General features: G+C 74.0%; 12 protein-coding genes and 7 pseudogenes. All 19 read right to left on the bottom strand.

All coding sequences use genetic code 11. From position 1 onward, the window contains the following. Window positions 1-1,744 precede the first annotated feature (1,744 nt). On the bottom strand, window positions 1,745-2,355 hold a 611-nt coding region (locus FF86_RS68220; RefSeq protein WP_396230068.1), incomplete at its 3' end, for an ATP-binding protein. 1,334 nt (window positions 2,356-3,689) lie between these two features. Further along, window positions 3,690-4,841 (bottom strand): annotated as a pseudogene (locus tag FF86_RS24795) (UDP-N-acetyl glucosamine 2-epimerase); the annotation flags it as partial. A gap of 1 nt (window position 4,842) precedes the next feature. Then, a pseudogene (locus FF86_RS68215) lies at window positions 4,843-5,063 on the bottom strand (UDP-N-acetylglucosamine 2-epimerase (non-hydrolyzing)); the annotation flags it as partial. Window positions 5,064-5,243: 180 nt separating this feature from the next. Beyond that, complete coding sequence (locus FF86_RS24790; protein ID WP_044887484.1) at window positions 5,244-5,423, bottom strand: hypothetical protein; 180 nt, start codon at window positions 5,421-5,423, stop codon at window positions 5,244-5,246. A 32-nt stretch (window positions 5,424-5,455) separates the two neighbouring features. After that, entirely contained in the window at window positions 5,456-5,662 is a 207-nt protein-coding gene (locus tag FF86_RS24785) for a hypothetical protein (RefSeq protein WP_044887483.1), read from the bottom strand. A 213-nt stretch (window positions 5,663-5,875) separates the two neighbouring features. Further along, window positions 5,876-6,083: pseudogene (locus tag FF86_RS57215) on the bottom strand (hypothetical protein); the annotation flags it as partial. Between the two features lies 1 nt (window position 6,084). Next, window positions 6,085-6,442, bottom strand: a pseudogene (acnA, locus tag FF86_RS57210) (aconitate hydratase); the annotation flags it as partial. 1 nt (window position 6,443) lies between these two features. Next, window positions 6,444-8,659 (bottom strand): aconitate hydratase (locus FF86_RS24780; protein ID WP_242419505.1); only part of this gene is annotated, 2,216 nt, incomplete at its 3' end. Window positions 8,660-8,967: 308 nt separating this feature from the next. Further along, window positions 8,968-10,887 carry a glycosyltransferase gene (locus tag FF86_RS24775; RefSeq protein WP_044887504.1) on the bottom strand — a complete coding sequence of 640 codons (1,920 nt, stop codon included), beginning with the start codon at window positions 10,885-10,887 and terminating at the stop codon, window positions 8,968-8,970. Beyond that, on the bottom strand, window positions 10,884-11,816 hold the full coding sequence (locus FF86_RS24770; RefSeq protein WP_052681391.1) for a bifunctional 2-polyprenyl-6-hydroxyphenol methylase/3-demethylubiquinol 3-O-methyltransferase UbiG: 933 nt from the start codon (window positions 11,814-11,816) through the stop codon (window positions 10,884-10,886). Before FF86_RS24770 ends, FF86_RS24775 begins: the two co-directional genes overlap by 4 nt. After that, window positions 11,816-12,187 carry a polysaccharide biosynthesis C-terminal domain-containing protein gene (locus FF86_RS57205; protein WP_242419519.1) on the bottom strand — a complete coding sequence of 124 codons (372 nt, stop codon included), beginning with the start codon at window positions 12,185-12,187 and terminating at the stop codon, window positions 11,816-11,818. Before FF86_RS57205 ends, FF86_RS24770 begins: the two co-directional genes overlap by 1 nt. Before the next feature lie 908 nt (window positions 12,188-13,095). Beyond that, window positions 13,096-14,401 (bottom strand): O-antigen polysaccharide polymerase Wzy (gene wzy / locus FF86_RS57200; RefSeq protein ID WP_304438184.1); only part of this gene is annotated, 1,306 nt, incomplete at its 3' end. Window positions 14,402-15,027: 626 nt separating this feature from the next. Then, window positions 15,028-16,054 (bottom strand): glycosyltransferase (locus FF86_RS24760; protein ID WP_396230071.1); only part of this gene is annotated, 1,027 nt, incomplete at its 3' end. Between the two features lie 212 nt (window positions 16,055-16,266). Next, complete coding sequence (locus FF86_RS57195; RefSeq protein WP_242419517.1) at window positions 16,267-17,121, bottom strand: glycosyltransferase; 855 nt, start codon at window positions 17,119-17,121, stop codon at window positions 16,267-16,269. Between the two features lie 33 nt (window positions 17,122-17,154). Beyond that, window positions 17,155-17,715, bottom strand: a pseudogene (locus tag FF86_RS57190) (glycosyl transferase); the annotation flags it as partial. 274 nt (window positions 17,716-17,989) lie between these two features. Beyond that, window positions 17,990-19,253: pseudogene (locus FF86_RS24750) on the bottom strand (nucleotide sugar dehydrogenase); the annotation flags it as partial. Between the two features lie 129 nt (window positions 19,254-19,382). Continuing rightward, on the bottom strand, window positions 19,383-20,519 hold the full coding sequence (gene wecB, locus FF86_RS24745; RefSeq protein ID WP_044887478.1) for a non-hydrolyzing UDP-N-acetylglucosamine 2-epimerase: 1,137 nt from the start codon (window positions 20,517-20,519) through the stop codon (window positions 19,383-19,385). Window positions 20,520-20,851: 332 nt separating this feature from the next. Further along, window positions 20,852-20,917 (bottom strand): annotated as a pseudogene (locus FF86_RS68210) (hypothetical protein); the annotation flags it as partial. Window positions 20,918-20,955: 38 nt separating this feature from the next. Further along, window positions 20,956-21,155, bottom strand: a 200-nt coding sequence (locus tag FF86_RS57185) for a GDP-mannose 4,6-dehydratase (protein ID WP_313954380.1), incomplete at both ends; no start/stop codon positions are given.

Below are 21,155 nucleotides of genomic sequence, written 5' to 3'. Positions count from 1 at the left end.
GACCGCGGCGGCCCGCTCATGCTCCCCGGCGCGGATGTGGGCCTCGGCGAGGTCGCCGGCGATCGGGATCGCGTTGGGGTTGCCGAGCCCCCGCTCGCGCGCCCGGTCCCAGGCCTCGGCGAGGGTCAGCGTGGCCACGTCGTACTCGCCGTGACCGACCGCGTCGAGGCCGAGTGCCCCGTCGGCGTGCATGTCGAGCATGCCGATCCCGTACGGCCCGATCTCCGTGCGCAGCCGGTCGATGCGCTGCTCGCACCGCGCGCGATCCCCCCGGGCGGCGTCGATGCGGGCGAGCATGACCAGGCTGAAGCCCAGCGCGCCCACCTGGCCGAACTCCTCCGCCCACCGCACGGCCTCGACGCCGTCGGCATAGCCGGCCGCCCACAGTCCGCGCCAGCCCTCCAGCTCGCAGCGCACCGCGAGGGCGTAGGGCAGCATCGCCGGGGCCTCCGCGCGCCGGGCGGCGTCCACCACCGCGGACAGCAGCCGCACGGCGTCCCGGTCCTCCTCGACGTCGAGCAGCGTCTGTCCCGCGAGGGTCAACGCCTGCTGATCGGCCACGTCGTCGGCGGCGCCCAGCGGGCCGGCGGCGGACTGAAGGCAGGCGTTCGCCTCGCCGATCATGCCGGCGAGGGTGAAGGCGCGGCCGCGGTGCACCGCCTGGGGCAGGGCGTGCCCGGACCGGCCAGCGCCGAGCCNCCGGCTGCGCTGGGCGGCCCGCAACGCGATCGTGATGCGACCGTCCATCAGGGCGGGCAGGACGGCCTCGGCCAGCAGTGCGCCGGCCCGGTCGGGGGCGACGTCGATCACCGACTCGGCCGCGCGGACGAGCTGTTCGTGCGCCCGGGTGGGGTGGCCGGACCAGGTCAGGACCCGGCCGCGCAGCAGCTCCACATCGGCCCGCAGGGCGGCGTCACCGGCGAGCCGGGCCGCCTCCTCGGCCCAGGAACCGGCCTCGAGTGCCAGGCCGCCGAGGTGCGCGTCGGCGGCGGCGCGCAGAAGCCGGTCGACGCGGACCTCGCGGGGGCGGGTCAGCTCAGCGGCGCGGTGCCAGGCCCGGGCCGCCGCTCCGTAGCCGACGTGTCGACGGGTGCGGACCGCGACGTCGGCGAGCGCGGTGGCGACCCGGTCGTCCGGGCCCTCGGCCCCCGCGGCGGCGTACCACACGGCCGCGTCGCCGTCGCAGACCTCGGCGAGCGCCCGGTAGGCCCGCAGCCGGGCGGCGGGGGTGGCCCGGCGCAGCACGACCGCACGCAGCAGCGGATGGGCGAACGCCAGCCCCGACCCGCCTTCGGCGGGCGGGGTGTCCACCGCTGCCCGCGCAGGCCGGCACTCCGGGTCGCCGACCACAGTGGTCGCGGGGGTCGCGGGGGTCGCGGGGATCGCGGGGATCGCGGGGATCGTTGTGCGGACCAGGCCGGCGTCGTGCGCCGCGTCCAGGTCGGCCAGCGAGCCGCACGCCGCGGTNAGGGCGCGTTCCAGCGTCACGACCGGCACCGCGTTGCCCGCCGCGAGGACCACCAGGGCGGCGCGGGTGGCCTCGGGCAGGGCGTCGAGTCGCTGCGACCAGCCCCGTTCCCAGCTTCGGCCGGGCAGGGGCAGCTCGTCGACGGGCACCTGCCCGCTGAGCTGGGCCGCCCGCAGGGACGCCACCGCGTCGAGCAGCGCGGACGGGTTCCCGCCGACTCGACCAACCAGGTCGGCGAGCACGTGCCGGGCAATCCGCACGCCATGGGCGGCAAGNAGGTCGACGCAGTCCGGGATCGACAGCCCGGTGACCTCCACCGCGGGCAATCCGCTCTCCTCTCCCACCGAGGCGGGCTGCGAGCAGACGGTCAGCAGCATCGCCACCCGCTCCGAGGCGAGCCGGCGGGCGACGAACAGCAACGCCTGTCGCGACGCCGGGTCGACCCACTGCAGGTCGTCGACGAGCAGCACCAGCGGGCGGTCCTCCCCCGCCGCGGCCAGCAGGCTCAGTGTCCCCGCGCAGGCGGCGTATGGGCCGGCCGGCGAACCCTCGCTGAGCGCGACGCAGATCTCCAATGCGGCCCGCTGCGCGTCGGGGAGCTCCCGCAGGTTCTCCCGCAGGGGCAACACGAGATCGGCCAACGCGGCGAACGGGAGCGCGGACTCCGACTCGACCCCGCGCAGCCACAGCACGCGAGCGGCGGATCGCCACTCGGCGTACCGCAGCAGAGTGCTCCTGCCGACCCCGGGCTCGCCTCGCAGAAGGAGGGCACCACCGCGCTGCGTCACCGCCGCCAGCAGTCCGTCGATGAGGCGGCGTTCCCGCTGCCGACCGACCAGCAGGCGTCGGCCGGAGGCATCCCCGGCCGCGGTCTCCACGACCTCCATCACGGCCGTCCTCCCCCCGCGACGTCCTGTCCGCAGCCACCATCCTGCCGTGCCCGGGAATGCCGGAAAGGGCTTTTCGGATAGCCGGTGACGGCCATCCGGATGCCATTTCGGAAACTCCCCGACACGCGCCCGGAAATCCGGGTGTTGACCTGGGAGGAAGGGGTAGCAGCGTTAGGGCATGCCCGCCGACTCGGCCGTCGTGGGAGCGCGGAGTTCCTCTCCTGTGTTGCCCGCGGATGACCGCGGTCGACGAACACGGCCGACAACCCGTCGAGAGCAGTGATGGATCCTCGCCACCACCTGGACTGCGTCCAGGCCAAGGTGACCCTGACAGGGTCCCGAGCCGCCGCCCGGCGGGCGCTGATCCTGCCCACCACCTCGGGCGCGCGGCGCCACGTTTTCTTCTGCGTGGATCCCGTCGCCACCGAGGAATGCGACGGAATAGCACCGTTCGACGACGGCATCATCCTACGAATACGTCAGTATGGCGGATTTGAGCGGGACCGCGACGATTCGACTGTCAAACTGCGGCCAGCGCGCCGGTCCCGGTTGAGTCCGGAATGGCTCGGCACGCACCGCCGCGGCGGGGAGACGTTCCGCCTGGAAGCCGACTGGGCGGGGGAACGGCGGGCGTGCGCGGCCTGGCCATCGAGACGGAGGCCGACACGAAGACGCATCGGGTGCTCGCCCGCCTGCTGGAGAGGTCCTGACACACGGCGGTGGCCCCGACGGGATCACCCGCCGGGGCCACCAGGCAGTGCCGGCCGTGTCCCCGGGCCGGTTCGAGCCCGGGGACACGGCCGCGGTCAGGACGTGGTGAGGAACGCCGAACCCGTGACCGTCGTGATGTTGACGAAGTTCCCCGAGGTGACCTTGAAGGTCGCGAGGACGTCGAGCACGTCCCCGTCGTCGGCGTTCCACGGGCCCGGGACCTGCAGCCGCAGTTGCTCATTGACCGTCTGCGAGGTCTGCCCCTTCGTGATCGGCAGGTGAGCCCCTGTGCTGGCGGTGAAGACCACCGAGAACGTGCTCTGGTTGCGGATGACCACGCTCAGCAGGTAGTCGGCCCCGCCGAACGAGATGATGCCGCCGCCGACCTCGACATCGGCGACGACGTCGAACGCCTTACCGATGTCGATGACATTGATGGTGTCGTTGGTGNCGCTGTCGGCCGCGTAGACGGCCTTGATGGTGGCGTCCCAGAATCCGGGCATGCCGGTCGACCTCCCCGATCGGTTCCAGTAGCTGCGCTCGCAGTCTGCGAACCGAAGGCCGGTCGGCGCGTCGGGGAGATCCCTGACGGTGATCCCTGATCTGTGTCTGAGCTGTGGTCAGCGGCTGTCCGCGGTCGCGGCGGGGGCGGCGGGGTTCGGCCCGGCGCTGGAGCCGGTGTCGCCGTACCAGACGGTCCGCCGGACGTGGTCGACGTAGCTGACGATGATGTGCACCACCCGGCGGGAGACGTCGTCGGCGTCGTAGTCGGGGACGACCCGCGGACGGCGGTCGCTCTCGGCCTCCCGCACGATCAGCTCGACGGCATCGAGGATCCGCTCCGGGCGCAGCACACTGGCGACGAGCACCCCGCGGTCCATGCCCTCCGGCCGCTCGTGCGCCTCGCGGACGAGCACGGCGGGGAAGCCGACGAGGGAGGCCTCCTCCGTCAGGGTGGCGCTGTCGGAGAGCACGCACAGGGCGGCCCGCTGCAGCGCGATGTAGTCGCAGAAGCCGAAGGGCCGGCAGAAGCGGACCCGCTCGTCGAGCAGGGGCGCCCGCCCGGAGCGGCGCAGCGACCCGAGCCGGTCGCGGGTCCGGGGATGGGTCGACACGATCACCGGCAGCCGGTAGCGGGCCGCCAGCCGGTTGAGGGTCTCCAGCAGGGCCGACAGCGCCTCGGGTCGGTCGACGTTCTCCTCGCGGTGGACGCTGGCGAGCAGATAGCGCCCCGCCTGCACGCCGAGGGTGGTCAGCACCGCCGAGGTGTCGATGAGCGGGGCGTAGTGGGTGAGCACCTCCTTGACCGGGGAGCCGACGACGAAGATCCGCTGGACGGGCAGTCCCTCGGCGAGCAGGTGCCCGCGGGCCCGTTCGGTCAGGGCCAGGTGGACGTCGCTGAGCTGGTCGGCGACCCGCCGGTTGATCTCCTCCGGGACCCGCTGGTCGAAGCAGCGGTTGCCGGCCTCCAGGTGGAACACGGGGATCCGGCGACGCTTGGCGGCGATCGCGGCGTAGCAGGTGTTCGTGTCGCCGTAGAGGAGCACGGCGTCGGGGGCCTCGGCGGCGAGGATCGGGTCCAGCCGGGAGATCAGCCGGCTGATCGTCTCGGCGGGGGTGGGCCCGGCGGCGTCGAGGACGTGGTCCGGCCGGCGGATGCCGAGCTCGTCGAAGAAGACCTGGTTGAGGTCGTGGTCGTAGTTCTGCCCGGTGTGGACCAGGCGCAGGTCGACGGCCCGGTCGAGGGCGGCGACGACCCGGCTGAGCTTGACNACCTCCGGTCGGGTGCCCACCACCACCAGCACCCGCAGGCGGCGCTCGGTCGGGCCGGCCGCCCGCGACACGGCGGACGCCGGCCGGGAGGCAGTCAGCGACGGGCGGCGGGGCTGCGGCCCGCTGGGCTGTGGCACCAGCGGTGTGACCCGCTCGCCTGGCAACCCCGACGGAACCGTCGGTACGGAGGGCCCGCTCTGCTCCGGAGTACCACGCGGCATCGGATTCCCCCTGGCGCAACGCGTCGTCACCAGCGGCCGGGGGCCCGCCCGGACGATCGCCGGGCGGCCCGGGGCTGCCTCACAAGGGGAAGGTATCACCGTCTGTAGTTTTCAGGTAACCGAGAACGCATCACGATCCGGGCCCGACCCAAGGGGACAGCCCGTACCGTACGCAGCCCGTCAGCCAGACCGGGTGCTCTGGCCTGGCAGCTTTGCGGCGAGGATGTCGGCGGGTTCGATCGTCGGAGCGGCGACGCAGAGCTCCGCCGCGGCGGCCTGGAGCGCGCCGAGGTTTCTCGACAGGTGAGCCTGCCGCGCGGCGTCATCCGGAAAGGCGCCACCCACGCCGAACTCGATCACGTCGTCACCGCCGCGCTGGCGGCGTGGCCCGGCTAGTTTCTTGGGATCCCTCTGGGCGCGGTCGCAGCTTGGCGCAGCGCCGGCGCGAGCTCGCGCCGCTGCTGGTCAGGCAGTGCGGTCGGGTCGGTGGTGAGGACCTGGATGCAGACGTGGTCCGCGCCTGCCTCGAAGTGCCGACGTACCCGATCATGGATCGTCTCGACGTCGCCGTACGCGACGATGGCCTGCTGGATCAGCACCGCCCAGGACCACCGGCGCGCTGAAGGAGCAGAAGGTACGACGTAGCAGAACCCCGGCGCGCACTGCCGCGACGACGCGGGATGAGCCTCGCGGTCCCGGCCGGAGCACGCTGGCCGGGACCGCGAGGCCCCGGCCGGCACATGCTCCGACCGGGGCCGGACGCTCGTCGACTCGAACTCGTCGACTCGAGCAGGTCGACTCGAGCAGGTCGACTAGAGCAGCGAGCGCAGGACGTAGAGCAGGATGCCGCCGTGGCGGTAGTACTCCGCCTCGCCGGGGGTGTCGATGCGCACGACCGCCTCGAACGTCTTGTCGCCCGCGCGCACGGTGATCGACGGCGTCTTCTCGTCGACGTCGGCGAGACCGGTGATGGTGAACGACTCCTCGCCGGTCAGGCCGAGCGACTCCACCGACTCACCCNCCGGGAACTGCAGGGGCAGCACGCCCATGCCGATCAGGTTCGAGCGGTGGATCCGCTCGTACGACTGAGCGATCACCGCGCGCACGCCCAGCAGCGAGGTGCCCTTGGCCGCCCAGTCACGCGACGAGCCCGAGCCGTACTCCTTGCCGGCGAGCACGACCAGCGGCACGCCCTCGGCGGCGTACTTCTGCGCCGCGTCGTAGATCGCCAGCTGCTCGCCGTCGGGCAGGTGCCGGGTGACGCCGCCCTCGGTGCCGGGCGCCAGCCGGTTACGCAGCCGGATGTTGGCGAACGTGCCGCGGATCATCACCTCGTGGTTACCGCGCCGCGACCCGTAGGAGTTGAAGTCACCGGGCGCNACGCCGTGCTCGGCGAGGTAGCGGCCGGCCGGCGAGTCCTTCTTGATCGAACCGGCCGGGGAGATGTGGTCGGTGGTGACCGAGTCCCCCAGCACCGCGAGCACGCGGGCGTCGATGATGTCCGTGCGCGCCTCGGGCTTGGTCGCCATGCCCTCGAAGTACGGAGGGTGACGGACGTAGGTGGAGTCGTCGGCCCAGGCGAACGTCCGCGACACCTCGCCGCCGTCGCCGACCGGCAGCGAGCGCCAGCGCTCGTCACCGGACAGGTCGGCGTAGTCCGACTCGAACATCTCCGACTGGATCGCGTCGGCGACGACCGCGGACACCTCGGCCTCGGTCGGCCAGATGTCGCGCAGGTACACCGGCTGGCCGTCGCTGCCGTGGCCGAGCGGGTCGGTGTCGAGGTTGATGTCCATCGTCCCGGCCAGCGCGTAGGCGACGACCAGCGGCGGGGATGCCAGGTAGTTCATCTTGATGTCCGGGCTGATCCGGCCCTCGAAGTTGCGGTTGCCGGACAGCACGCTGACGACCGCGAGGTCGGCGTCGTTCACCGCGGTGCTGATCTCCTCCGGCAGCGGGCCGGAGTTGCCGATGCAGGTCATGCAGCCGAAGCCGGTCAGGTTGAAGCCGACCTTGTCCAGATACGGCACGAGCCCGGCCCGCTCGTAGTAGTCCATGACGACCTTGGAGCCCGGGGACAGTGTCGTCTTGACCCAGGGCTTGCGGGTCAGCCCCTTCTCCACGGCGTTGCGGGCGAGCAGCGCCGCGCCGATCATGACCTGCGGGTTCGAGGTGTTGGTGCAGGAGGTGATCGCGGCGACCGCGACGGCCCCGTGGTCGATCTCCACCGAGGTGCCGTCCGCGAGGGTGACCGAGGTCGGCCTGGCCGGGCGGCTCGTGATGTCGCCGGCGACGGCGTTCACCGAGATCGGCGCGTCCGACGGCTTGTCCTCGAACGCCGCCGCCGAATCGGAGGCGGGGAACGACTCGGCGTCGGCCTCGTCCGCGCCACCGTTGGTGAACGCCGAGGGCTGGGCGTAGTCGGCCAGCGCGGCGCGGAACGCCTGCTTCGCGTTCGACAGCGGCACCCGGTCCTGCGGCCGCTTCGGGCCGGCCAGCGACGGCACGACCGTCGACAGGTCCAGCTCCAGGGTGGTGGTGTAGGCGGCCTCGCGGCTCGGGTCGTGCCAGAGACCCTGCTCCTTGGCGTAGGCCTCGACCAGCGCCACCTGCTCCGCCGGGCGGCCGGTCAGGCGCAGGTAGTTCAGCGTCTCGCCGTCGATCGGGAAGATCGCGCAGGTGGAGCCGTACTCGGGGCTCATGTTGCCCAGCGTCGCCCGGTTGGCCAGCGGCACGTTGCCGACACCCTCGCCGTAGAACTCGACGAACCGGCCGACGACGCCGTGCCGGCGCAGCTGCTCGGTGATCACGAGAACCATGTCGGTGGCCGTCGTGCCGGCGGGCAGCTCACCGGTCAGCTTGAAGCCGACGACGGTCGGGATGAGCATGCTCACGGGCTGGCCGAGCATCGCGGCCTCGGCCTCGATGCCGCCGACGCCCCAGCCGAGCACACCCAGACCGTTGATCATGGTGGTGTGGCTGTCCGTACCCACCAGGGTGTCCGGGTAGGCCAGCGTGCCCTCGGGGGTGTCCTTGGTGAACACGACCCGGGCCAGGTGCTCCAGGTTGACCTGGTGCACGATGCCGGTGTTCGGCGGGACGACGGTGAAGTTGTCGAACGCCGCCTGGCCCCAGCGCAGGAACTGGTAGCGCTCCCGGTTCCGGCTGAACTCCAGCGCGGCGTTGAGCTCGAAGGCGTCCGGCCGGCCGAAGTTGTCGGCGATGATCGAGTGGTCGATCACGAGCTCGGCCGGTGCCAGCGGGTTGATCTTCGCCGGGTCGCCCCCGAGGGCGGCCATCGCCTCGCGCATGGCGGCGAGGTCGACCACACAGGGAACGCCGGTGAAGTCCTGCATGATCACGCGGGCGGGGGTGAACTGGATCTCCTGGCTCGGTGCCGCTGCCGGGTCCCAGTTCGCCAGCGCCCGGACGTGGTCCGCGGTGATGTTGGCGCCGTCCTCGGTGCGCAGAAGGTTCTCCAGCAGCACCTTCAGGCTGTAGGGGAGTCGATCGGCCCCGGGCACCGCGTCCAGCCGCCTGATCGTGTAGGTGCGATCACCCACCGCGAGCGATCCGGTACTGCCGAAGCTGTCCATCGTTCTCCTCCTCGTGACCCGCCGTCCGTCACCCGCGGACGGCGGGGCTTGCCACCATGGTCGCGCCCCTGCGGCTACGCCATGGCGACGCCGCCGACGGCGGCTGGCGTAGGCGCAGGGCCGCCCGCGGCGTCGGCCATCCTCGACCGGCTCGTGTCCATCCTGGCATTTCCCGCCTTGCGGGACCGCGCCCGAGGGGTTGTGACACAGCCGACGCGACTGCGCCCACCGAGGCTCGAGCGGTCCCACCCGCCGCGGCGGGGACGCCGGATCCCACCGTANGGCGCCCCGGGGGGACGTGCGGCCATTTAATTAGCAGTGCTAACGATATTAGCAGTGCTAACGATATCAGACGGATCCGCCGCGAGCTCCGCCGCGAACCGGTCGAGGAACACCTCCCGCTTACGCTGCGGACTCATCGCGCCGGTGCCCACCGACCGGGCGAGCATCCGCCGCTCCCACTGCTCGACGTCGGTCACCACCCGGGCCGGCGCCCCGGCGACCAGGGACCGCGCCGGAACGTCGCGCATCACCACGGAGCCGGCGGCGATCACCACGTCGGAACCGATCGTGACGCCCGGCATGATGATCGCGTTCAGTCCGATCGCCGTGTCGTTGCCGACCCTGATGGGCGCGACCACGTCGATGTCGGGATGCTGCCGGCGCATCCGGGTGACCGCACCGTCGTGCGTGACGAACCGGACGCCGCCGGCGATCGCGACCCGGTCGCCCAGCCTGATCAGGTAGGGCTCGGTGCCGAAGGTGGCGGCGGTGACCTCGATAAGCCGGCAGTCCACGCCGAGCCGCACTCCGATGCTGCGGGCGTAGCCCACCGGGTCGGTGCGCAGCAGGTAGGTGCGGAAGGCCGCCCGCAACGCCCGGCCGGGCAATGCCGCCAGCGGCGCCAGGCGGACCCGGCCGACCAGCGCCCCCGCGCCCGGCCGATCCGGCCCGGACCGGCGGGCCGACGGGCCGACGGGAAGCGACGAGGACGGCTGGACCGCGGAGGGCTTCGGGGACGACGGGGACGAAGCCCGGTGCAGCCCCCGACGCGGCGTGTGCCGCACGCGGGCGGCGTGGTGCAGCGCCGCCACCACATCGTGGCTGAGCGCCCGGCGGTCGAGCAGCTTCTCCGCCCGCAACCGGGCCGCCTCACCGCGGCGGCGGGCCGCGGGCGTGCGTCGGCCGGCCGCCGCCTCCTGCAGGGCGGCGGCCATCGCCACGGCGTCGCCGAGCCCGACAAGCCAGCCGGTCTCCTCGTCGACCAGTTCCGGCAGCCCGCCGGCCGCGGTGGCGACGGAGGGAACCCCGCACGCAGACGCCTCGCCCCCGGCACCGTAGCTCTCCGACCACGACGACACGACGTTGACGTCCGCGGCGGCGTAGAACGGCCGGACGTCGGTGACGCTGTCGACCCAGCGGACCCGGTCGGCGCCGGGCAGCCGGGCGGCCCACGCCCGGACCTGCTCGCGGTAGCTCTCGCCGGCCTCGCCGTAGCCCCCACCGAGCAGGATCAGCGTCCCGCGGCCGCCCCGCTCGGCGAAGCGGGCCCACGCCGCGAGGAGCACCTCGTGGCCCTTGACGCCCTGGCCCGGATGGACCAGCCGCTTCGGTGGGTAGAAGTAGGCGACGCAGACCGCGACGAACTCGTCCTCACCGAGGCCGAGCTCCGCCCGCGCCGCCCGCCGCCGCTCGTCGTCGGCCGGGCTGAAGCGCTCCAGGTCGACGCCGTAGGACAGCGTGCGCATCCGGTGCGCTGGCAGGCCGAGCGCGGCGTATCGCCGGCGAATGTCCGCGCTGGACGCGATGAGCAGGTGGTCGAGCCGGCACAGCACCCGCTCGGCCCGCCGGATCAGCGTGTTGTCCAGGTAGAGAGGGCCCGCGACCATGTACACCCGGGTGATCCGGGTACCCAGGGTGGCGAGCCGGACCGCCAGCGCCGACGCGTACAGGTGGTAGTGCACGATGTCGACGCCGAGCTCGCGCAGCCTCGCCCGCAGCCGGAGGATCCCGACGAGCTGCGCGGCCGGCGACGCGCCGCGCCGGGGAGCCGGGCTCTCGACAACCTCGATCCCCAGCGCCGTCAGCTCCCGCGCCACCCGGCTGTCGATGTGGTCGGGCGCGGGCAGCAGCACGACCACCTGGTCGCCGGACTCCCGCGCGGCGAGCACGTGCGGGATGATCCACAACGGCCCGTCCCCGGTCTTGACCAATGTGGCGATCTTCATGCGGAGCGGTCCTTCCGGGTCGTGGACGGGCGGGCGACGGGCACCGCCGCGGGTCGCGGAACGCGAGGCGTGGCCGGCCGGCGGGCCACCCACAGGCAGGCCCGGCCGGACAGGTGGGCCGCGCCGAGCAGGTCGAGGGCGGCCTCCAGCGGCCGCAGGTGCGGGCGGGGAACGCGGGCGGACACGGCCCGACCGGCCGCGGTGAACTCCAGCGCCGTGGCGAGCGCGCCGTAGGGATGCGCCCGTACCTGCTCGAAGCCGACGGCGCGCAGCACCGTGGACAGCTCCGCCGGGGTGAAGGCGTACTGGTAGAACGCCCCCGCCCCCGGCAGCGGCAGCCAGACCGGCCCCCCGCCGGAGCCCGCGCCACCGACCCCGGCGCGGCCGACCCGGCCGCCACGGCCCAGGGTGCGCAGCAGCGGGCTGAAGCATGGTGTGGAGACCAGCGCGATCCCGCCCGGTCGCAGCACGCGCAGGGTCTCGCGCAGCACCTCCTGCGGGCCGTCCTCGAAGTGCTCGCACACGCCGGGCGAGTAGACGGCGTCGTACCAGCCGTCGGGCACGTCGAGCCGGCGGACGTCGCCCTGCCAGACGCGGATCTCGGGCGCGGCCGCGCGCAGCCGCTCCACGGTGCGCGGCGCCCAGTCCACCGCCTCGGCGGCGAATCCCCGCGCCGCCATCGCGACGCTGAACTGCCCCGGCCCGCACCCGGCCTCCAGGACCCGGCCGCCCGGCCGCAGGTGGCGACGGACCGCCCGGCGCAGATGGAGCGGGAGATGGCCCGCGCGGGCTCGGCGGTAGTCCGCGGGCTGGGCGTCCCACAGCTCGTCCCAGTAGGCGGCGTCGGCCGCCTGGCGGTAGAACACCAGCCGCCCGCCGTGGACGGTCGGCTCGACGACGAGGGTGTCGCACGCCGGGTGTGGTGCCATCAGGGCATCCCCTTTCCGAGGACGGGCAGCGGCTCGGCACCGCCCGGCTCGCGCGAATCGTCTGGTCCGAACGGGCGGGATGCGGTCAGCGGCACGGTCGGCGGCGGGGAGGGGAGAGCGAGCGGGGCGTCGAGCTCCCCCCGCAACGCGCGGCGGGCCAGCGCCGTCATGAGCGCATAGGCGAGCATGCTGCCGATCGCGGCGCCAGCGGGTCCCCGCCAGGGCACGAGCACCGGGTAGGTCGCCAGCGACACGACCAGGCCGAGCAGCCCGGCGCCACCGGCCGCGCCGGTGCGGCCGAGGCCGGTCAGCGCCCGACATTCGACCAGGAACGGGGCCAGCAGGAGCTCGGCGACCAGCAGCAGGCGCATCGGGGTGATCGCCGCGGCATAGCCCGGCCCGAACAGGGTCCGCACCAGCCACGGCGCGGCGAGCGCGAGGGCGGCCGCGGCGACCAGCAGGATGGCGAGCAGGCTGCGGGTCACCGCCCGCAGCGCCGCACGGGACAGAACGCCCCGCGCGGTGCGGTGAAAGACCACCTGGCCGACCGAACCGGGCAGCAGGCGCAGTGCCTCGCAGGTGGCGGCGGCGATCGAGTACACGGCGGCGGCGGCGGCGCCGCCGAAGGCCGCGACCAGCAGGCGGTCGAACCGGAACGCCATCGTCGCGCCCACGTTGAGGCCGAGCGCGGGCACACCCTTGACGACCAGCAGCCGCCAGGCCCGCGGGTCGGCCCGCGGCCGCACGGACAGCCCCCTCCGGGCCAGCGCCGCCACCCCCGTCACCGCCTGCGCGGCCCAGCACAGCGCGAGGATCACCAGGATGTGTGACAGGGACGGATGGCGCGGGCCGGCCAGCAGCAGCCCGAGCTGGGCGAGCCCGGTGGCGGCGACGAGCTCGGCGGCGAGGACGATCAAACCGGCGGCGTTGAGCGCGTCGAGCACCTGCACGGCGAGCAGGTTCGCGGCGGCGAGGACGGCGATCGCGAGCACCAGACCGGCGTCCACCCGCGCCCCGCCGGACAGGTGGATCACCTGCAGCGACGCCGCGGTGATCAGGACGGTGGCGGATGGGGTCGCGGCAAGGGACAGCCCCAGGTAGTCACCGAGGGACACCCGGGGGTCGCCGCGGCCGAAGTAGTGCCGGAACGCGACGTTGGTGCCGAGCCCGCCGACGAGCGAGCCCAGCGCGGAGACCGTCAGCAGGACCACCAGCGCCCCGCGACCGCCCAGGGGCAGCATCCGCGCGGTGACCACCGCCTGGCCCAGGCTGGCGACGNCGGACAGCCCCAGCCACCCGGTGACCACCGCACCGACCCGGCCGATCCCGCGGTAGGGATGCATCACGCCCACCCTCCGCCCCGGCGGGGGCAGTGCGGGGTCCACCCTCGTCCACGATCCCCCGGCCGGCGGACCCGGCGCCATCGCCGCCTCGGCCCACGCCGGCAGGGACTGCTGCCCTGCCCGCCCGGGCCGTCGCACCGCCTGCGCCGGCGTCTGCCCGAGCTGACGCGGCGGGTGCGGGTGGACCGGACTGGGCCGCGACGGATCCCGCTGCGGACGTGCGGGGACGGTGCGGGGGGCCACGGTCTCGGCGGCCCGGATCAGGCCGAGCACGCCCAGTCCGAGTATCACCTGAACCGGCACCGCCGCGAAGGCGTTGCGCACCTCGGTGATCAACGGGACGAGCAGGACGAGGCAGGCCGTGTCCGTCCCGCGCACGGACCGGCCATGGTCCATCCAGGCCACGACGAGACCGGTCAGCAGCAGGAAGCCGACGACGCCGCGAGCGCCGAAGTTGTAATAGGCCTCGGCGATCGGCGACCCCCCGATCGGACCCTCCCGATCGAGCATCAGCACGTTGAACAGCCGTTCATCGCTGAACTGGGAGGGCTGGGGATGGCCGAGCAGCCGCCCGGACACCAGCCGGTCGATCTGGCCGTAGAAGGTCGAGCCGGCGGGCGGGCGCTCGCCGAACTCGTCGCGCCATTCGAGCACCGAGCCGATCGGGCGGATCGAGGCCCCGAGCTCGGCGATCCCGTCGACGGGGCTGAAGGTGACGGCGCTGAGCCGGGTGGCGGCGAGACCGGACTGGCGGATCTCCCGCAGCCCACCGATCAATGCCAACAGGATGACCGCGCCGAGCAGAACGACGACCCCGCGCACCACGATGCGCCGGCGGGCGGCCACCGCCGCCGCCGCGACGGCCGGGAACATCACCTCGCCCCGCAGCCCGAGCGGCAGCGCCACGACCGCGAACAGGGCGAAGACCACCAGAGTCGCCGTACGCCACCGGCTCGGCCCGCCGATGACCGCGAGCACGAGGCCCAGGCCCGTCCCGAGCAGCACGTAGGGCACCAGCGGGCCACGCAACGCCGTCTCGCCGACCGCGGCGTACGACCCGAACAGCAGCCCGGTCCCGCCGGCGGCGAGCACGATCGTGACGAGCCCGAGGACCGACACCGCGAGCAGGACGAAGCCGACGGGCGCGCGCAGGTCCGGCCGCTCCGCGACGACCGGCCGCTCCGCGACGGCAGCCGGCCGGTTGGTCGCGGCGGGCTCGGGCCTCTCGCTTCCGGCGCGCATGGCCCGCAGGCACGTCATCGCCGCCACGCCCACCGCGGCGCTGACGACCCCCAGCGTGGCCACGGCGAACAGCCGGCTCATCGGGTAGACGCCCAGCCAGCGGAAGTCGTACTGACCGCGGATCCGGTCGAAGGAGGTGCTGGTGGCGAACAGCGCCGCCACCCCGAAGTGGAACACCGACAGGGTGATCAGGTAGACCGACGAGCAGGCCCACACCCCACGCGGCTGGGCCCGGACGCACAGCAGCACGCAGCCGGCGACCACCGCGACGCTGAGCCGGGCGGCGGAGTGCTCCGTCAGCTCGGCGAACGACGACGACCAGGCCGCTACCGCGAACAGGGCCAGCAGGCAGCCGGCGAGCGCCACCCCGCTCGCCCGGCGGGACGGCGCCGCGCCCACCCGACGCCGTCGATCGGTTTGAGTGGGCTGGGCGGTCCGAGTGGACTGGGCGGTCCGAGTGGGCTGGGCGGTCCGAGTGGGCTGGGCGGTCGGGACGGGGGCCACGGCGATGGATGGGTACGGCCACCGGGACTGGCACGGTCCGGCGCCGCGGCTGGGGACGGCCATCGCCTAGGACCACACCGCCGTGATGTCGCGCTGCCAGGTGTCCATCGTGAACGGGGAGNGGCGCAGCAGCCGCATCGCCTCGCGGCGCTGATCGATGGTCGGCGGGAGGGCGGTGAGCATGTCGGCGGTGTCCGCCCAGACGGCGTCCGACGTGGCCAGCGGCAGCGTCGCCACCCCGGGCAGCAGGCGGCCGATCTCGACGACCCCCGGCAGGTCCGCCGAGAGCACCGGGGTGCCCACCGCGAGCGCCTCCAGCACGACCGTGGGCATCCCCTCGTGCAGCGAGGTGACCAGCAGCAGCGAGGACGCCACGAGCAGCCGGGGGATCTCGCGGACCTCGCCGGTGAACTCCACGTGCTCGGCGACGCCGAGCCGGTCGGCGAGCGCGCTCAGGCTGGCGGTCTCGGCGTCGTCCTGGCGGCCGACGATGCGCAGTCGCGCATGGACCGACCGGGCCCGCAGCGCGGCGAGGATCTCGATGGCGCGGGCCCGGTTCTTCAGCGGGTCCGGGCGGGCGATGTGGACGAGGGTGACCACGTCGTGGTCGTCCTCGGCCAGGTCCTCGGCGCGGCGCCGCGCGGCGATGGCGACCCCGGACGGCTCCAGTTCGACGCCGTTGTAGACGACGCGGCAGCGCGGATCGAGCCGCCAGTCCTCCCGCCACAACCCCCGCATCGCCGCCTCGCTCACCGCGACGAGGTCGGTGGCGAACCGGTCGAGCAGCAGGCGCCCGAACGCCCGCTGCACCCGGCCGCGCAGGCTGTCGCCGTGCCGGTCGGCGCTGCTGACGAAGTAGGCCACCCGCCGGCGCACCCCGCCGAGGCGGGCCAGCGCGAGCACCACCCCGGAGAAGGTCGCCACGGCGGAATGGACCACGTCGGGGCGGACCTGGCGCAGCAGTCGCAGGAACCGCCAGCCGAACCGCCAGTCGGCCCGGCAGTAGTACACCTCGCTACCGAGGTCGCGGATCTCGGCGTCCAGCGAACCCGAGGCACCGGAGGTGACGGCGAACTCCAGGCGGAACTCCTCCGGATCCAGCCGACGCAGCAGGTTCACCGCGCGCAGCTCCACCCCGGCGCGATCCATCCGGCCCAGCACCTCCAGCACCCGCACCGGGCGGCGGGGCCGGCCGGCGTCGCCGGGCCCCGGCCGGGTGGCCATGGTGGCCTCGCCGGCCGCCGGGGCGACGGGGCGAGATTCGATCACGGGCCCGGTCGGGGCCTGCGGCCGCCGATCGACGCGGGTGTCCCCGGGCGCCGTCCGTCCGGTGGTCTCCAGGGCGGACGTGGGGTCCGGGGTCATGATCGTCGCCCCGTCGGCTGGGGGGTCCGCACGGGTGGCGATGCGGCCGGCGTCGCGACCGCCGGCACCGCCCGCTCGGGGGGCGGCGCCGCAGCGCCGTCCGCCGGCGGGTTCCCGGCGAGGGCCGCGTAGAAGGCCGACGCCCGCGCGGCCAGCCGGTCGCCGCGGTAGTCCTCGGCGGCGGCGCGGTTCCGCGCGGACATGGCGGCGAGCATGCCGGGTGAGGCGAGGACCTCGGCGATCCGCAGGGCGAGCCGTTCGGGATCCTCGGGCGGGACGAGGTCCTGCGGCGCGAGCAGCTCGACGTTCCCGCCGACCGCGGTGGCGATCGAGGGCACCCCACGGGCCATCGCCTCGATGAGCACCCGGGGCAGGCCCTCCGTCCGGGACGGCAGGACGAACAGGTCGGCGGCGTCGAGCACGGCGCGCACGCCGGCACGGTCGAGCGCCGGCACGAACTCGACGACGTCGGTGAGCCCCGCACGCCCGGCGGCGCGGACGAGGGCGGGGTGATGGCGGCCGGTGCCGACGATGACGACGCGCAGCCGGTACCCCCACGCGTCGAGCAGGCCGACGGCGGCCAGCAGGATGTCGTGGCCCTTGTACCGGCGGTCCTGCGAGCCGATCGTCACCAGTGTCGCCGGCACCGGGGGCCGGGCGGCCCGCGGCCGGGCCGCGGTGAAGTCCTGGGCGCTCAGGCGACCGTAGGCATAGTGGGCCGTCAACGCTCCGGCCGCCGGTGGGTAGCGGCGTTGCAGCGTCTCGCGGGTGACGTAGCCGACCGCCTGGGCTCCCGCGGCCCGCCGGGCCAACCAGCGCCGCGCCGGCCTGCGCGCCCAGCGGCCGAACATCCCGCCGGCCACCGCTTCGGCGTCGCCGATGANCTCCATGGCGTAGGGCAGCCCGCGGGCGCTCAGCTCGGTGATGAGCGCCGCCCCGACCATGCCGGGCATCACCGCCAGGTAGCGGGTGTCCACAACGTGGGACGGGCGGGCGGGCAGCGCCCCGGGACGGGGGGTGGCGGGCGACCGGGGCGCCGGGATCGGCCCGGGCGGCGACGATCGGCGCGCCGCACCCGCGGCCGCGGCGCGCTGCCAGGAGGTGGGAGCAAGCTGGCCGCCCGGGTCGAGCCCCATGGCGATCACGGAGCGTAGCGATCGCACGGCGCGCAGATAGCCGGCCGGCCCCTGGTAGGACGGCAGCGCGACGACCCGGACCCGCTTGCCCTCGACCGGGAAGGATGCCCTCGCGGCCGGGCCGAGGGACGCCGGGTCGGGGGACGCCGGGTCGGGGGACGCCGGGCCGACCCGGGCGAGCACCACGACCTCGTCGAAGACGCCGAGGTAACCGCACCAGTGTGGGTGGGCCTCAGCGGGCGTGGGGGCCAGCACCCTGTCGTCGCCTCCCCGATGGAACCGTGCCTCCGTCGCGACGACAACTCGCATGGCGCCCGCCCTTCGCCGGTACTCCCTCCACGACGTGCTCAACCTACAGCCATGACTTGACTACAGAGAGATACAGCACTCACGGAGAGTTCGGGCGCCAGCGCGCGACATCCGGCGCCGGACGCACGAGCGGGCGGGTGGGGCAAAGCGCCCCACCCGCCCGCTTCCCCTGGTCCCCAGGCCCGCCTGGATGGTGCAGGAGATCCCGGTCAGGAACGTCGGCCCCGACGTCACCGTGCTGCCCAGCGCGACCTGTCCCGTAGGCGCACTGCGCTCAGAGGGACTCCACGGCGAGTCCGGCGTCTTCGTGCCGGGTCGCCTGGGCCGGTATCCGTACGACGGCGGGGCCCGATCGCCGGGCGTCGGCGGGGCCGGGCAGCCAGCGGCGGGTGTCGAGCACGAGCCGGGCGTGCCGGGCCACCTCGTCGCGGTCGAAGGCGTCGTGGTCGACGAGCACGACGACGAGATCCGCCGCCGCGAGCTCCGCCGCGCCCGCCTCGACGAGGGTCACCCGAGCCGGCAGCCGGGCCGGATCGACGTGCGGGTCCGCGGCGCGCACCTCGGCGCCGAGATCGGCCAGCAGGCCGGCGATGCGAGTCGCCGGTGCCTCGCGGGCGTCGCCGGTGTTGCGCTTGTACGCCAGCCCCAGCAGCAGGATGCGGCTGCCCGCGACGGGCAGGTGACGGGCGTTGAGCATCTCGGTCACCCGGCGTACGACATGGTCGGGCATGTGGTCGTTGACGTCGTTGGCCAGTTCGACGAACCGGAAGCTGCGCCCCAGGCTGCGGCGCACCCGCCACGACAGGTACGACGGGTCGATGGGCAGGCAGTGGCCGCCGACGCCGGGACCGGGGGTGAAGCGCAGGTAGCCGAACGGCTTCGTCGACGCGGCGTCGATCGCCTCCCAGACGTCGACGCCGAGCTCGTGGGCGAACATCGCCAGCTCGTTCACCAGCGCGATGTTGACGTGGCGGAAGGTGTTCTCCAGCAGCTTGGTCAGCTCCGCGGTGCGGGTCGAGGCGACCGGGACCGTCCGCTCGATCAGACTGTCGTAGAAGGCGGTGACGGCGGCCAGCGACGCCGGACCCGTGCCGGAGACCACCTTGGGCGTGTTCACCAGGTTCCACGTCCGGTTCCCCGGGTCGATGCGCTCCGGGGAGTAGCCGAGGTGGAAGTCCACCCCGGGACGCAGCCCGGAGCCCTCGGCGAGCAGCGGGGCGAGCAGCTCCTCGGTCGTCCCGGGATAGGTGGTCGACTCCAGGATCACCGTGGCTCCCGCGGTGACCAGCGACGCCAGGCTGCGGGCCGAGTCGACGATGTAGGACAGGTCGGGGGCGCCCTCGCGCAGCGGGGTCGGCACCGTGATCACCGCGACATCGAACCCCCCGGCCCGCGCGTAGTCTCCGGTCGGCTCGTACCGGCCGCTGCGCAGGGCCGCGGCGAGCTCGAGGTCCGGGATGTCCTCGACGTAGGAGCGCCCGGCCGCGAGCCGCGCGGCTCGGTCGGGATCCACCTCCACCCCGACGACGTGCCAGCCCNTGGCGACGGCCCGCATCGCCACCGGGAGACCGACATAGCCCTGCCCGACCACCACCAGCTTGTTCGATGACATGAGCAGAGTGTTGCCCATTAATCACATAGAGAGACGCAACCGATTCATCGTGTCCTCATCGCGCGGCGGCCACCGGGCCGGCGGACACGCCGCCGGCCGACGGATGCGCCACCGCCTGCGCCAGCACCTGGGCGATCCGCCGGCCGGCCTGCCCGTCCCACAGCGCCGGACGGCGCGGAGGCGGCGGATGTTCCAGGGTGTCGAGCGCCGCGGTGACGACCACCCGGCGGTCGCGCCCGACCACCCGGTTTGTGCCCTCGGTGACCGTCAGTGGGCGCTCGGTGGACTCCCGCAGCGTCAGGCACGGCACGCCGAGCACCGTCGACTCCTCCTGGATCCCGCCCGAGTCGGTGAGGACGATCCGGGCGCCGGCCTGCAGGGCCACCGAGTCGAGGTACCCGACCGGCCCGAGCAGGCGGACCCCCGCGGGCAGTCGGCCGCCCACCCGGGCCGCGGTGCGCGGGTGCGCCGGGAAGACCAGCGGGCAGCGCGTCGCGATCTCACCAAGTGCCCCGAGCAGGCCGTCGAGCGCCGCGGCGTCGTCGACGTTGGCCGGCCGGTGCAGGGTGACCAGCCCGTAGCCGCCGGGACGCAGCCCGAGCTCGGCGAGGGTCGGCCGAGCGAGCGCCTCGTCGCGGCGGGCCAGCAGGGTGTCCACCATGACGTTGCCGACAAGGTGCACCGACCGCGGCGCGGCGCCCTCCCGCAGCAGGTTCTCCACCGCGTCCGGCGAGGTGGCGAACAGGTCGGCGCAGAGATGGTCCGCGACGATCCGATTGATCTCCTCGGGCATCGACCGGTCACCGCTGCGCAGGCCCGCCTCGACGTGCGCCGCCCGCACCCCCGCCTTCGCCGCCACAAGCGCGCAGGCCAGCGTCGAGTTCACATCCCCGAACACGACGACGACGTCGGGGGCCAGCCGCTCCAGCAGCGGCTCGAAGGCGGTCATCACCGCGGCCGTCTGCACGGCGTGGGAACCCGAGCCCGCCGCCAGGTGATGGTCGGGGCGGCGCAGGTCGAGCTCGGCGAAGAACACCCCGCTCATCGCCTCGTCGTAGTGCTGGCCCGTATGCACGAGCGTGGTGCGGAACCCACCGGCTGCCAGGGCGTCCAGGACCGGCTTGGCCTTGACGAAGTTGGGCCGGGCACCCGCGACGACCACCGCGTGTGGCCCCGGGGCCACCTGCGGCATCGGCCGTGCCGGTCTGGGAATCCGCTGGCCGGGCGGCCGCGCCACCCGACCCCCGCCCGACCCGGCTGACCCGGCTGACCCGGCTGACCCTTCGGTCATGGCCTGACCTCGGGTGACGCCCCTTGGACCGGCAGGCCCGCGGATGGTGCGCGGGCGGCCGGCGGAGTAGGGCGGGATGGCGGGGTGGTACGAGGCGGCGGAGCAGGGCGGGGCGACGAGGTCGGGCGGGGCGACGCGACGAACAGGGGCGACGTGACGAACAGGGGCGACGCGCCGGACAGAGGCGACGCGACGGGCGGCGGTGGCGCGGTGGCGGTCAGGCGCTCGCGGGCGGCCACCTCGGCCTCGGTGACGAGGTCGGCGTCGACCATCATCGCGATCAACTCCTCGAACCCGACNCGCGGCGTCCACCCCAACACCTCGCGCNCCTTCGACNGATCACCCACCAGCACATCCACCTCCGCCGGCCGGAAAAACCGCGGATCCTGCTGCACCAACCCCGACCAGTCCGAAATCCCCACCCGCCCGAACGCCGCATCCAACAACTCCCGAATACTATGCGTCACCCCCGTCGCCACCACATAGTCATCCGGAGTGTCCTGCTGCAACATCCGCCACATCGCCTCCACATAATCC

This window comes from Frankia sp. CpI1-P, assembly GCF_001421075.1.
GTDB lineage: Bacteria > Actinomycetota > Actinomycetes > Frankiales > Frankiaceae > Frankia > Frankia torreyi.
The sequence above is the reverse complement of the archived record's forward strand: the minus strand, read 5'-3'. Positions and strand labels throughout refer to the sequence as shown.